This window comes from Erythrobacter sp. W302b (assembly GCF_046452395.1).
GTDB lineage: Bacteria > Pseudomonadota > Alphaproteobacteria > Sphingomonadales > Sphingomonadaceae > Erythrobacter.
Genome location: NZ_JBKFDH010000001.1, coordinates 1,252,785 through 1,265,431 on the forward strand (window position 1 = coordinate 1,252,785; position 12,647 = coordinate 1,265,431).

General features: G+C 64.8%; 12 protein-coding genes. 9 read left to right on the forward strand and 3 right to left on the reverse strand.

The features are described 5' to 3' along the window. Positions 1-60: 60 nt before the first annotated feature. Positions 61-2,298, reverse strand: coding sequence for a glycine--tRNA ligase subunit beta (gene glyS / locus ACLBKT_RS06080; RefSeq protein WP_410182053.1), 2,238 nt, complete (start codon positions 2,296-2,298; stop codon positions 61-63). After that, the gene (locus tag ACLBKT_RS06085) at positions 2,298-3,230 is read right to left on the reverse strand and encodes a glycine--tRNA ligase subunit alpha (RefSeq protein WP_410182054.1); all 933 of its coding nucleotides are present in this window, start codon (positions 3,228-3,230) and stop codon (positions 2,298-2,300) included. The genes glyS and ACLBKT_RS06085 overlap by 1 nt, the downstream gene beginning before the upstream one ends. A gap of 308 nt (positions 3,231-3,538) precedes the next feature. Between ACLBKT_RS06085 and ACLBKT_RS06090 the strand changes: the two genes are divergently transcribed. From ACLBKT_RS06090 to ychF, 8 genes are all read left to right on the forward strand, one after another. Then, on the forward strand, positions 3,539-3,733 hold the full coding sequence (locus ACLBKT_RS06090) for a helix-turn-helix transcriptional regulator (protein WP_086607507.1): 195 nt from the start codon (positions 3,539-3,541) through the stop codon (positions 3,731-3,733). Next, a complete protein-coding gene (locus ACLBKT_RS06095; RefSeq protein WP_410182055.1) occupies positions 3,720-4,415 on the forward strand; it encodes a hypothetical protein in 696 nt (231 codons plus the stop codon). The genes ACLBKT_RS06090 and ACLBKT_RS06095 overlap by 14 nt, the downstream gene beginning before the upstream one ends. Before the next feature lie 79 nt (positions 4,416-4,494). Further along, a complete protein-coding gene (locus ACLBKT_RS06100) occupies positions 4,495-5,406 on the forward strand; it encodes a TraB/GumN family protein (protein WP_410182056.1) in 912 nt (303 codons plus the stop codon). A gap of 16 nt (positions 5,407-5,422) precedes the next feature. Next, positions 5,423-6,352: a TraB/GumN family protein gene (locus ACLBKT_RS06105; protein ID WP_410182057.1), complete on the forward strand. Its 930-nt coding sequence runs from the start codon at positions 5,423-5,425 to the stop codon at positions 6,350-6,352. A gap of 129 nt (positions 6,353-6,481) precedes the next feature. Then, complete coding sequence (locus ACLBKT_RS06110) at positions 6,482-7,093, forward strand: 50S ribosomal protein L25/general stress protein Ctc (RefSeq protein ID WP_410182058.1); 612 nt, start codon at positions 6,482-6,484, stop codon at positions 7,091-7,093. Positions 7,094-7,184: 91 nt separating this feature from the next. Continuing rightward, entirely contained in the window at positions 7,185-7,766 is a 582-nt protein-coding gene (gene pth / locus ACLBKT_RS06115) for an aminoacyl-tRNA hydrolase (RefSeq protein WP_410182059.1), read from the forward strand. Between the two features lie 5 nt (positions 7,767-7,771). Beyond that, complete coding sequence (locus ACLBKT_RS06120) at positions 7,772-8,278, forward strand: topology modulation protein (RefSeq protein ID WP_410182060.1); 507 nt, start codon at positions 7,772-7,774, stop codon at positions 8,276-8,278. Between the two features lie 82 nt (positions 8,279-8,360). Continuing rightward, on the forward strand, positions 8,361-9,461 hold the full coding sequence (gene ychF / locus ACLBKT_RS06125; protein ID WP_410182061.1) for a redox-regulated ATPase YchF: 1,101 nt from the start codon (positions 8,361-8,363) through the stop codon (positions 9,459-9,461). Between the two features lie 55 nt (positions 9,462-9,516). Here ychF and mutL read toward each other — a convergent pair whose 3' ends face one another. Beyond that, complete coding sequence (gene mutL / locus ACLBKT_RS06130; RefSeq protein ID WP_410182062.1) at positions 9,517-11,391, reverse strand: DNA mismatch repair endonuclease MutL; 1,875 nt, start codon at positions 11,389-11,391, stop codon at positions 9,517-9,519. Positions 11,392-11,586: 195 nt separating this feature from the next. On the opposite strand from mutL, the gene ACLBKT_RS06135 reads away from it, so the two are divergent. After that, positions 11,587-12,630: a rod shape-determining protein gene (locus ACLBKT_RS06135; protein ID WP_160760924.1), complete on the forward strand. Its 1,044-nt coding sequence runs from the start codon at positions 11,587-11,589 to the stop codon at positions 12,628-12,630. Positions 12,631-12,647 lie beyond the last annotated feature (17 nt).

Consider the following 12,647-nt stretch of genomic DNA (forward strand, 5'->3'; position numbering starts at 1 on the left):
TCTCTACCCCTTGATATTGCGCGCTTTTTGAAAAGCGGACGGACAGGGTAACGGGGGCCTTTATCCTTCAATCCTGCTGAAATCGGCGACGCGGTGGACGGCATCGCGGAAGCGCGCCAGCAGGGCCAGCCGGGCCGCGCGCTTGTTCGCGTCAGCGTCGTTGACAGTCACCTCTTCAAAGAACCGGTCAATGGGAGCGCGCAAGGTGGCGAGCGCTGCCATCGCATCGGCGAACTGTTCGGCTTCGACCGCCTGCGCAGCGCGCGGGGCGGCGACATCGAGCGCGTCGATCAGCGCCTTTTCAGCCGGTTCGGGCGTGTAGGAAAGATGCTCAGCTGCGGCGTGGCGATCGGCCATCTTTGCGGCGATCACCGGGGCGAGATCGGGATCATCGACCATCGCCAGCGGGTCTTCCTCGCCGGTCTGGGCAATCTCCCCCTCAATGCCACGCCAATCCTCCTTCTTGAGGATATTCGCCGCGCGCTTGTAGCCCGCGAGGAGGTTGGTGCCGTCCTCGGTGGTGACGAAGGCCTGGAGCGCATGGACGCGGGCGAGCAGACGGACGAGATCATCCTCCCCGCCGAGCGCGAAGACCGCGTCGATCAGATCGTGGCGGACCCCGGCCTCGCGCTGCTGGACCTTGAGGCGGTCGGCGAAGAAGTCGATAGATTCGAAACCGACGTGCCGAGGATTGATCGCCGCACCTTTGAACTTTGCACCAGCTTCGATGTAGTCAGAAACATACGGCGTCTGCGCGATGGCACGACTAGCTTCACCGATTAGCACTGAAAGTCGAACGCGAAGTCGGTTCGTCAGCACCGTAGAAATGACACCGAGGGCTGCGCGGCGCAAAGCAAACGGATCTTTTGAGCCAGTCGGCTTCTCGTCGATTGCAAAGAAACCAACGATCGTATCCAGCTTATCCGCCAGCGACACCGCCACCGTCACCGGCGCAGTCGGCACTTCGTCACCCTGCCCGACCGGCTTGTAGTGATCGCGGATCGCGTCCGACACTTCCTGCGGCAGACCTTCCTTCGCGGCGTAGTAGCCGCCCATCAGGCCCTGCAATTCGGGGAACTCGCCGACCATCTCGGTGACGAGATCGGCCTTGCACAAGGCAGCTGCATTCTGAACGTCATTGTACAGCTTGGTCTTGGCCTGCGGGGTATCCTCGACTGGCTTCACGATTTCAGCTTCTACCAACCACCGCGCCAGCTTCGCCACGCGCTCGACCTTGTCAGCGACGGTGCGCAGCTTCTCGTGGAAGGTGATGCGCGACAGCTTCTTGGCGTGCTCGGCGAGCGAGGTCTTCTGGTCCTGCTCCCAGAAGAAGCGGGCATCGGACAGCCGCGCGGCGAGGACCTTGCGGTTGCCGTCCACCACCACGGCGGGATCGGCGGCGTCGATGTTGGCGGTGCAAACAAAGGCGTTGGCAAGGCTGCCATCCGGCGTCTGGCACACGAAATACTTCTGGTTCACCCGCGCGGTGAGCTGGATCACCTCGGGCGGCACGTCGAGGAAGGTCTCGTCGAACCGCCCAAGCAGCGGCACCGGCCATTCGGTGAGCCCGGCGTTCTCGATCACGAGGCCTTCATCGGCCACCAGAGACAGCCCCGCCTCTGCCGCGACCTTGGCCGCGCCGTCGCGGATCAGGTCGCAGCGTTCGGAGAAATGGACCACCACATGGGCCGCGCGCAGGGTTTCGATATAGCTCCCGGCGTCAGCAATTTCGACCGGGCCGGAATGATGGAAGCGGTGCCCCATCGTTGTGCTCCCGCTGGCAATGCCGTCGATCTCGCAAGGGACAACCGCGCCGTCCAGCAGGGCGATGATGCCCGAGAGCGGGCGCACCCAGCGCAGGGACTCCGTGCTGAGCGAGGCTGCACCCCAGCGCATCGACTTGGGCCAGGGGAAGGTGCGGATGATCGCGGGGATGGTTTCGGCGAGCACCTCGGCGGTGTCACGCCCCGGCTTTTCGACGACCGCGAAATACACCCCGTCGCGCTCGACGAGCTGTTCGGCCGTGAGGCCAACCTTGCGCAGGAACCCTTCGATCGCCTGCGGCGGTGCGCCGACCTTGGGCCCTTTGGTTTCCTCGCTCACCGCTTGGGTCGCCAGCGGCAGGTCCTTGGCGATCAGCGCCAACCGGCGCGGCGTGGCGAAGGTTTCAATCGCGCCCACCGGCAAACCGGCCTTGGCCAGCGCCTCGGTGAACAGGCGCGCCAGATCCTCCTTGGCCTTCGGTTGCATCCGGGCGGGGATTTCCTCGCATCGCAATTCGAGCAGGAAGTCGGCCATCAGACGAGACTCCACCCGGGGAACTTGGCTTGCCATTCCGGCGTCATCTTCTGCGCATAGGCCTCGCACGAAGACCGCGCCAGATCGCGTACCCGGCCCATGTAGCTGGCGCGTTCCTGGACGGAGATCACGCCGCGCGCTTGCAGCAGGTTGAACACATGGCTCGCCTCGACCGCCTGTTCATAAGCGGCGATGGGGACGCCTGCCGACAGCGCATTGCGGCACTCGGCCTCGGCCTTGGCGAAGAGGTCGAAGAGCGCGTCGGTGTTCGCGACCTCGAAATTCCACTTGGACATCTGGCGCTCGTTCTCGAGGAACACCTCGCCGTACGTCACGCCAGCGGTGTTGAACGCCAGATCATAGACGTTGTCGACGCCCTGGATATACATCGCAAGGCGCTCGAGCCCGTAGGTCAGCTCGCCCGCGACCGGCTTGCAGTCGAAGCCCCCCATCTGCTGGAAATAGGTGAACTGGGTCACCTCCATCCCGTCGCACCAGACCTCCCACCCAAGGCCCCACGCGCCGAGTGTGGGCGATTCCCAGTCGTCCTCGACGAAGCGGATGTCGTGCGCCAGCGGGTCGATGCCGATGGCGCTGAGGCTCTTGAGGTAAAGCTCCTGAATGTCGCTGGGCGAAGGCTTCAGGATCACCTGATACTGGTAGTAGTGCTGCAACCGGTTGGGGTTTTCCCCATAACGCCCGTCGGTGGGGCGGCGGCAGGGCTGCACGAAGGCCGCATTCCACGGCTCCGGCCCGAGCGCGCGCAGCGTGGTCGCCGTGTGGAATGTGCCCGCGCCCATCCGCATGTCATAGGGCTGGAGAATCACGCAGCCCGCCTCGGCGCTCCAGAAGTCGTGGAGCGTCAGAATCATGTCCTGAAACGAACGCGCCGGGTCGCGCGGAGCAGGCTTGTAAAGGGGTGCAGCACTCATGGCGGCTCGCCATGGCCGAACACCCCATTTGCGTCAATGCCGCAGCGCAGCAGCCCGTGAAGCAGCCAAAGTCAGGTCAGGCGATGGCGACATAAAGTCAGGTTATCTTGACATAGTCAGCGAATCGCGACATATAGTCAGGCATACCTGACATTTGGTCAGGCTGACCTGAAGGAGACTGGTGATGAACGTCTTTACCAGAAACGCCCGGATAAGGCTCATGCTCGGCATCCTGACGATCGGCGCAGCGGGCTATGCCTTCGGCGCTGCCGCCGCCCGGATCGCCAATGCGCTGGGCTTTTGACCTCATGAAAAACCGCCTCAAAGTCCTGCGCGCCGAACGCGACTGGTCGCAGGCGGAGCTCGCCGGACGGCTTGATGTCTCGCGGCAGGCGGTCAACGCGATTGAGACGGGCAAACACGACCCCTCGCTCCCCCTCGCCTTCAGAATCGCCCGCCTGTTCGACATGCGGATCGAGGAGATTTTCGATGACGAACTTTGATCCGCCTCGCACCGGCACCGGGATGACCGAAGGCGCGACCATGCTTGTCCGCTTTGCCATCGTGATCGGTGGCTTCATCGCGCTGCTGTTCCTCGGCGCTACGGCTGTTGGCTTCGTCCATGCGGTGGCAGACGGTGGCAACACCAGTGCGAGGGATGTCGCCATCATCGGCGGCATAGTGCTGGCCATGGCTGGCATTCTCTACGCGATCTGGCGGCTCTGGCCCCGCGCGACCTCGGGCGAGGCGCTCTCCAGCGGTCCCGGCGAGGCGCGCACCCGCCAGCGCAATCGCAAGCAGATGCTCTATATCGGCCTTGCCGCCGCGATTGGCGGCGTGATCGGACTGGCCACCGGCTTCTTCGATCAGGGCAACGGCAACCTGTTTGGCGGCAATTGGGAAGATCTCAAGCTGCCGCCGCTTCTGGCGCTCGTCTTGGCGGGGCTGCTGATCGGCGCCTTCATCGTCCTGCCGCTCTACGGCTTCCGCATGATCGATGACTACAAGCGCGAGCAGAACTTCATCGCCTTCACCGGCGGCTGCGTGTCCGTGCTGGCAGGTTTCCCGGTTTGGGCAGTGCTTCACGCAGGCGGCTTCGTGCCGCCGCCGCATGCCTTCGGGATCTTCGCTATCGCTTATGTGTCGATGTTTGCGTCATTTATCTTTGCTCGCTGGCGGCTATGATCCGCCGAAACCTGTCATCCTCCTTGCCCCAACCTTTGCCCTTCCCCACACTCTCATGACCCCCGAAAGGAACCTCCCGATGAAACTTGCCAAATTGCTTGCTCTGACCGTTGCCCCCTTTGCGCTGCTGTCCACCAGCCCCGCTCTGGCGGACAACCATGCCGCAACCGGAACCGCCGCAGCACCTGCTGGCAAGGGCCCCGCGCTGTGGAAGGTCGCGGATGCGGACACCACGATCTATCTGTTCGGCACCGTCCACATCCTTCCCGAAGGCATCCAGTGGTATGACGACACCATCGCTACGGCGCTTACGGGTTCCGACATGATCGTCACGGAAATTCCGATGGATCCGGCGAGTGAAGCGGCCATGGGCCAGCTGGCCCAAAGTAAGGGCATGCTGCCCGCAGGCACCACCTTGCGTTCGCTTCTGACGTCGGAGCAGACAGCAACTTACGAAGCGGCCGTTGCCAAGCTGGGCGCCCCGGCCGAAGCGTTCGACCCGCTCAAGCCCTGGATGGTGGGCCTCACCATGTCGCTGATCCCGCTGATGCAGCAAGGCTACACCCCCGGCGCGGGTGTGGAGAAGGTGCTGCTGTCGAAGGTGCCTGACAAGCCGCAGGGCGCGCTGGAGACGGCGGAGTTCCAAATCGGCATCTTTGACGGGATGGATCAGGCCGCGCAGGTCACCTTCATGATGGAAGCCATCGAAGGCATGGACAAGACCGCGCCGATGCTGAACCGGATGGTCGCCGAATGGGCCGAGGGCGATGCGGATGAACTCGCCGCGATCATGAACGAAGGCATGACCGATCCTGCCGTTGCCAATGCCCTGCTCTACAGCCGTAACGCCAATTGGGCCGAGTGGATCGACACCCGGCTCGACACGCCCGGCACGGTGTTTATCGCGGTCGGTGCAGGTCACCTGGCCGGTGCCCAGAGCGTGCAGGATTACCTTGCGCAAAAGGGCATCACCGTCAGCCGCGTGAAGTGATCGGAGCGCTGCCGAAATGACCACGGATGAGGGGGCGGGATGGCTGAAGGCGGTGCGGAAAACCGCGGCGGCGATCCTTGCCCCCCTCCTCCTGCTTGGCCTTGCCGGATGCAGCGATGCATCCGGTGATGCCGCAGCGGACAGGGCCCCGCCCAACCCGCTGCTCTATGAAATCGCCTCGGCCGATGGGACGGTGGAGGGCTGGATGATCGGCACGATCCATGCCCTCCCCGATGACACCGCATGGCGCACGCCCGCGATCATGCAAGCGACTGACGCCGCTGATCTGCTCGTGGTCGAGATTGCCGCACTGGATGATGGCAAAGGCGTTGCCGGAACCTTCTCGGACCTGAGCACCACGCCGGGCCTGCCTCCCCTCGAACAGAGACTGCCGGACGATCTGGCCACTTTGCTCAACGACGTGCTGGCGCGCGGCGGGATCGAACGCACGCGCTTTGCCACTGTCGAAACCTGGGCGGCGGCGATCATGCTGGCGCAGGTCGATGCGACGGGCGATCCATCCAATGGCGTCGACCGCGCACTGATCCGTGACTTTGCCGGCCGTCCGGTGCGCGAGCTGGAGGGCGCTGCGGCGCAGCTTGCGATCTTTGACCGCCTGCCTGAAGCCCAGCAGCGGACCATGCTTGCCGCCGTGGTGCGGGAGAGCGAGGCTGCGCGCAAGGACCCTTCCCGGCTCCAGCGCGCGTGGCTGGCGGGTGACGCTGCGACGATCGAAGAATCCACCCGCGAGGGCTTTCTCGCCGATCCGGCTTTGCGCGCCGCTCTGCTGACGGATCGCAATCGCCGCTGGGCCGCTGCGCTTGTCCCGGTACTGCAAAAGACACCCCGCCCCTTGATCGCGGTCGGCACCGCGCATCTTGTCGGGCCGGAAGGACTTGCCGCGCTGCTGGAGGCGCAAGGCTACCTTCTCCGGCGCCTGCCCTGAGGGCAACAGCCCAAAGCGGTTGCCAAACAGGCCTTCTCTCTCTAAGGGCCCGCGCTTCGGCGCTCCGGTCATCCCTGGAGGCGGTGCGCGGAATGACTACTCTCACACACGCATTCGAAAGGCACGATTATGAGCGAAGCTCTGAACCTGCCGGCTGAAGCGCGCGAACGGGCTGGCAAGGGAGCCTCCCGAGCACTTCGCCGCGATGGTCGGACACCTGCTGTCATTTATGGCGGCAAGGAAGAACCCACCCTGATCCACGTCGAGCAGAAGGAACTGGTGCGTCAGCTGATGACCGGCCACTTCATGAACTCGATCGTCAACATCGAGATCGGTGGCAAGACCATTCGCACTCTGCCCAAGGATGTTGCGTTCCACCCCGTGACCGACCGTCCGACCCATGTCGACTTTCTGCGCCTGACGGGTGACAGCAAGGTCGAAGTCTCGGTGCCGGTGGTGTTCGTCAACGAAGACGCCTCGCCCGGCCTCAAGAAGGGCGGCGTGCTCAACATCGTGCGTCACGAGCTTGAACTGGTCTGCGCCAGCGACTCGATCCCGGAAGAGATCCAGATCGACGTGACGGGCCGCGATGTCGGCGAATCGATCCACATCAGCGACGTGACCCTGCCCAAGGGCGTGAAGAGCGCGATCACCGACCGCGATTTCACCATCGCCACGCTGGTCGCTCCGTCCGCGCTCAAGAGCAGCGAAGGCGACACGACCCAGGCCGACGTGGCGTAAGCCGCGCGCCGGTTTCGGCACGACAACGCCGGGCTTCCTTCGCGGGAAGTCCGGCGTTTCGCTTTTTATGGGGGATCGCTAGGGGGACATCATGCAGATCTGGGTCGGCCTTGGAAATCCCGGACCGCGCTATGCGCTCCACCGGCACAATGTCGGCTTCATGGCTGTGGACGTCATCGCCGATATGCATGGCTTCGGCCCGATCCAGACCAAGTTTCAGGGCTGGGTGCAGGAAGGCCGGATCGGCAGCCAGAAGGTGCTGCTCCTCAAACCCGCGACCTTCATGAACGAAAGCGGCCGGGCGGTGGGTGAGGCCCTGCGCTTCTACAAGCTGGGCACCGATGCGCTGACCGTGTTCCATGACGAGCTCGACCTCGCCCCTTTCAAGGTCAAGGTGAAGCAGGGCGGCGGGCACGCGGGGCATAACGGCCTGCGTTCGATCGACCAGCACTGCGCTAATCTGGGCGCGCCCGATTATCGCCGCATCCGCCTCGGCATCGGCCATCCGGGACACAAGGACCGCGTCACGGGTCATGTGCTCGGCAATTACGCCAAGGACGAGCAGGACGATCTGGTCGCCATGCTGGGCGCGATCGGTGCAGAGGCCGAATGGCTGGCAAAAGGCGATGACGTGCGCTTCATGAATGATGTCGCGCTGAGGATGCAGGGCTGAGGCCCATGCGCCGCGTTCTCGTCATCGGCCCCTGCGGATCGGGCAAGAGCACCCTCGCCCGCGAATTGGCGCCGCTGATGCGCCTTCCGCTCGTCCACATGGATCAGCTGGGCTGGCAGGCGGGGTGGGTCGAGACAGAGAAGGCCGAACTGCATGCGCGGCTCGCTGAGGTGGTGGCGCAAGATGCCTGGCTGATCGAGGGCAATTACGGCAGTACCCTCGCTCCGCGGCTCGCCCGCGCCGACACGGTGATCTACCTCGATTTCCCGATCCGCCTGTGCCTCTGGCGGCTCGCAAAGCGCATCATCACCCATCGCGACCGCTCGCGCCCCGATATGCCGGAGGGTTGCCCGGAACGCTTCGATGCGGCGTTCTTCTGGTACGTGATGAACTGGAACACCGGGCCGCGGGTGCGCACCGAGGCGAAGCTGGCGGGATATTCGGGCACGGTTATCCGCCTGCGCTCCCCCACCGCTCTGACCGAATGGCGGATGCGCAACGGCCTCGCCTGACCCCCCGTCCGTCACGCCTCTAGCCAGCGGCGAGGCGTCCCGCTAAGGGCGGCGCTTTCCAGATAGCCAAGAGACAATCATCATGGGTTTCCGTTGCGGGATCGTTGGCCTGCCCAACGTGGGCAAGTCCACCTTGTTCAATGCATTGACCGAGACGCAGGCCGCGCAGGCCGCGAATTATCCCTTCTGCACGATTGAGCCCAATGTCGGTCAGGTCGCCGTCCCCGACGAGCGCCTCCAGAAGATCGCCGCCATCGCCAAAAGCGCCAAGATCATCGAAACCCAGCTTGGCTTCGTCGATATCGCCGGACTCGTGAAGGGCGCGAGCAAGGGCGAAGGGCTTGGCAACCAGTTCCTCGGCAATATCCGCGAGGTGGACGCGATCGTCCACGTGCTGCGCTGCTTCGAGGATGACGATATCCAGCACGTCGCCAACAAGGTCGATCCCATTGCGGACGCCGAAGTGGTCGAGACCGAGCTGATGCTGTCGGACCTCGAAAGCCTCGAAAAGCGCGTGCCTGCCGCCGCCAAGCGCGGCGCTGCCGGGGACAAGGAAGCCAAGGCGATGGCGAGCGTGCTCGGGCAGGCGCTCGAACTGCTGCGCGAAGGCAAGCCCGCGCGCCTCACCGTACCGAACGACGACGAGGAAGCGCGCCTGTTCAAGCAGGCCCAGCTGCTGACAGCCAAGCCGGTGCTCTATGTCTGCAACGTCGCCGAAGAAGATGCGGCTGAAGGCAACGAACTCTCGGCCAAGGTCTTCGCCAAGGCGGCGGCTGAAGGCGCTGAAGCTGTGGTCGTCTCCGCCGCGATCGAGGCCGAACTGGTCGCCATGCCAGTGGAAGATCGGGGCGAATTCCTCGAAGCGCTCGGCCTCACCGAAAGCGGCCTCGCCCGCGTGATCCGCGCCGGATACAAGCTTCTGGGCCTCAAGACGTTCTTCACTGCCGGACCCAAGGAAGCCCGCGCCTGGACCTTCCCGGATGGCGCCAAGGCTCCGCAGGCGGCGGGCGAGATCCACTCCGATTTCGAACGCGGCTTCATCCGCGCCGAGACGATTGCCTATGACGACTACGTCGCGCTGGGCGGCGAAGCGGGCGCGAAGGAAGCGGGCAAGCTGCGGCAGGAAGGCAAGGAATACGTGGTGCAGGACGGCGACGTGCTGCTGTTCAAGTTCAACGTCTGACCCGCCCGCCCCGTCGCCCCGTGCCAAGCGCGGGGCGACGGCCTTGTTGGCGAAATCAATGCCGTCCGAACAGCTGCTCGACGTCTTCCATGCTCAGCTTCACCCAAGTCGGCCGCCCGTGATTACACTGGCCTGAGCGCGGGGTGGCTTCCATCTCCCGCAGCAGCGCGTTCATCTCCGCCACGCTGAGCACACGTCCGGCCCGCACCGATCCGTGGCAGGCCATCGTCGCCAGCACCAGTTCGAGCCGCTCGGCCAACAGCAACGCCCCGCTGTCCTCCTGCTTGCCGTGCTTGGCGATGTCGTCGGCAAGATCGCGGAGCAGCCTCGCGCTGTCCGCCTTGGCAATCGCAGCCGGAACCGCGCGGACAAGCATTGCAGTCGGCCCGAAGCGTTCGATCACGAGGCCGAAGCGCGCCAGCCCCTCGGCCGCGTCTTCGAGCCGGTCGCAATCGACCTCGTCCAGTTCGACCACATCGGGCACCAGCAGGGCCTGGCTGCGGCGGTTCGTTTCCTCGGCCCCGGCCGCGCGCAGGCGTTCGAGGACGAGGCGTTCGTGCGCCGCGTGCTGATCGACCAGCACGAGGCCATCGGCGGCCTCGGCGACGATATAGGTGTTGGCGACCTGCCCGCGCGCGATGCCGAGGGGGTAGGCTTGCGCTTCGGCGGGTACCGGCGCGGCTTCCTCGGCGCGGCCCTGCGGCTGTGACCAGACAGCAGAGGCGTCGCGCAACAGCAATCCCCCCTCCCCTTCACGGGAGGGGCCGGGGGTGGGGGTGGTCATCGGCAGCGTACGATTGGATGGTCCCCACCCCAACCCCTCCCCTGAAAGGGAGGGGCTTAGAGCCTCGCTCACCCAACGCCCCATCGCCGCGCGGTCCGGCCCCTGCGCCGAGCGGCGATCACCCGTTGCCAAGGCCTGCCGCAGCCCCGAAACGATAAACCCGCGGACCCCCGCAGAATCGCGAAAGCGCACCTCGGTCTTGGCCGGGTGGACGTTCACATCGACATCCTGCGGCGGCAGGTCGAGGAACAGCGCCAGCACCGCGTGACGATCGCGCGCGAGCATGTCGGCATAGGCCCCGCGCACCGCGCCGACCAGCAGCCGGTCTTTCACCGGGCGGCCGTTGACGAACAGGTACTGATGGTCGGCCACGCCGCGATTATAGGTCGGCAGGCCCGCCAGCCCCGTCAGCCGCATCATCCCATAGGGCGTGTCGCGTTCCTGCGCGATCGCGACCGAATTGTCTTTCAGCTCATGCGCAATGATCCGCGCGACGCGGGTCGCCAGCTCTTCATCTGCTTGCAGGGAGAGCACGGTGCGCTTGCCCGCATCACCGACAGTCTCCAGCGTGAAGGCAATATCCGGCCGCGCCATGGCGAGCCGGCGCACCACATCAAGGCAGGCCGCATACTCGCTCCGCGCCGTGCGCAGGAACTTGCGGCGGGCGGGAACCTTGGCGAACAGGTCTTCGACCCGCACCCGGGTTCCGGGCGGGAGCGCAGCCGGTTCATCGGCCTGCACCGCGCCATGGTTGACGACGCGGCGCCAGCCTTCTGCCGCGCCTGCCTCGCGGCTTTCGATGGTCAGGCGTGCGACACTCGCGATGCTCGGCAAGGCCTCTCCGCGAAATCCCAGAGTCGTCACCAATTCGATCGCACCGTCCGGGCCGATCAGCGAATCGGGCAGCTTGGATGTTGCGTGCCGTTCCAGCGCGAGCGCCATGCCGTCCGGCCCCATCCCGCAGCCATCATCGACCACTTCGATCCGCTGCAATCCGCCCTCTGCCAGCACCACGCCGATTCGCCGGGCGCCTGCATCAATCGCGTTCTCGACCAGCTCTTTCAGCGCCGCCGCCGGGCGTTCGACCACCTCACCCGCAGCAATACGGTTCACAAGGGCGGAGGGGAGGCGGCGGATTTCGGGCATTTGTCGCACGCTAGCGGTGAGCCGCCGTAATTTCGAGACCGCACCCCCAGAAATCACCTCTGCGGTGGACAAATATTTTGGCCTTTTGTGCGCGGATTCGCTAGGCGCGCCGTGTCATGTCATAACCGGGTCGAAATCCCTGCAACGACCGCGTGTTCAGCTTGCAGCCTCGCCACCACTGGAACACCACCACCGATGAGCTTTCTGTCTAACTTCTTCAAATTCCGGTCGCAAAACATGGCGATCGACCTCGGCACCGCCAATACGCTGGTCTATGTGCAGGATCAGGGGATCGTGCTGAACGAACCTTCCGTGGTCGCCATCGAGACGATCAACGGGATCCGCCGGGTCAAGGCCGTCGGCAATGATGCCAAGATGATGATGGGCAAGACCCCGGACAGCATCGAAGCGATCCGCCCGCTGCGTGACGGCGTGATCGCCGACATCGAAGTGGCCGAGCAAATGATCAAGCACTTCATCCAGAAGGTGCACGGCAAGAAGTCGATGTTCCGCTATCCGGAAATCGTGATCTGCGTGCCTTCGGGCTCAACTTCGGTCGAACGCCGCGCGATCCGTGATGCGGCCTCGAACGCAGGCGCGAGCGATGTGCACCTGATCCTTGAACCGATGGCCGCCGCGATTGGCGCCGACATGCCGGTGACCGAACCGGTCGGCAGCATGGTCGTGGATATCGGCGGTGGCACCACCGAAGTCGCGGTGCTGTCGCTGCGCGGTCTCGCCTACACCACCTCGGTTCGCACCGGGGGTGACAAGATGGACGAGGCGATCGTCTCCTACGTCCGCCGCCACCACAACCTGCTGATCGGCGATGCGACCGCGGAGCGCATCAAGAAGGATTACGGCATCGCCATGATCCCCGAAGACGGGATTGGCGAGACCATCACCCTCAAGGGCCGCGACCTCGTGAACGGCGTCCCCAAGGAAATCACGATCAATCAGGCGCATGTCGCCGAAGCGCTCTCGGAACCCATCGGTGCCATCGTCGAAGGCGTGCGCATCGCGCTGGAAAACACCGCGCCGGAACTGGCGGCGGATATCGTCGATCAGGGTATAGTGCTCACCGGCGGCGGTGCCTTGATCCGGCGGCTCGACGAGCATCTGCGTGAGGAAACCGGCCTGCCGGTCTCGGTCGCCGAAGATCCGCTCCTGTGCGTCGCCATTGGCACTGGCCGGGCGATGGAGGATCCGATCTATCGCGGCGTGCTGATGACCGCGTGACGCGCCTGCAACTGAGC

What these genes read in the sequence shown, in the direction of transcription:
- glyS (WP_410182053.1), bottom strand. Translation starts at nt 2,298, where the DNA reads ATGGCCGACTTCCTGCTCGAATTGCGATGCGAGGAAATCCCCGCCCGG.
- ACLBKT_RS06090 (WP_086607507.1), top strand. Translation starts at nt 3,539, where the DNA reads ATGAAAAACCGCCTCAAAGTCCTGCGCGCCGAACGCGACTGGTCGCAG.
- ACLBKT_RS06120 (WP_410182060.1), top strand. Translation starts at nt 7,772, where the DNA reads ATGCGCCGCGTTCTCGTCATCGGCCCCTGCGGATCGGGCAAGAGCACC.
- ychF (WP_410182061.1), top strand. Translation starts at nt 8,361, where the DNA reads ATGGGTTTCCGTTGCGGGATCGTTGGCCTGCCCAACGTGGGCAAGTCC.
- ACLBKT_RS06100 (WP_410182056.1), top strand. Translation starts at nt 4,495, where the DNA reads ATGAAACTTGCCAAATTGCTTGCTCTGACCGTTGCCCCCTTTGCGCTG.
- pth (WP_410182059.1), top strand. Translation starts at nt 7,185, where the DNA reads ATGCAGATCTGGGTCGGCCTTGGAAATCCCGGACCGCGCTATGCGCTC.
- ACLBKT_RS06095 (WP_410182055.1), top strand. Translation starts at nt 3,720, where the DNA reads ATGACGAACTTTGATCCGCCTCGCACCGGCACCGGGATGACCGAAGGC.
- mutL (WP_410182062.1), bottom strand. Translation starts at nt 11,391, where the DNA reads ATGCCCGAAATCCGCCGCCTCCCCTCCGCCCTTGTGAACCGTATTGCT.
- ACLBKT_RS06110 (WP_410182058.1), top strand. Translation starts at nt 6,482, where the DNA reads ATGAGCGAAGCTCTGAACCTGCCGGCTGAAGCGCGCGAACGGGCTGGC.
- ACLBKT_RS06085 (WP_410182054.1), bottom strand. Translation starts at nt 3,230, where the DNA reads ATGAGTGCTGCACCCCTTTACAAGCCTGCTCCGCGCGACCCGGCGCGT.
- ACLBKT_RS06135 (WP_160760924.1), top strand. Translation starts at nt 11,587, where the DNA reads ATGAGCTTTCTGTCTAACTTCTTCAAATTCCGGTCGCAAAACATGGCG.
- ACLBKT_RS06105 (WP_410182057.1), top strand. Translation starts at nt 5,423, where the DNA reads ATGACCACGGATGAGGGGGCGGGATGGCTGAAGGCGGTGCGGAAAACC.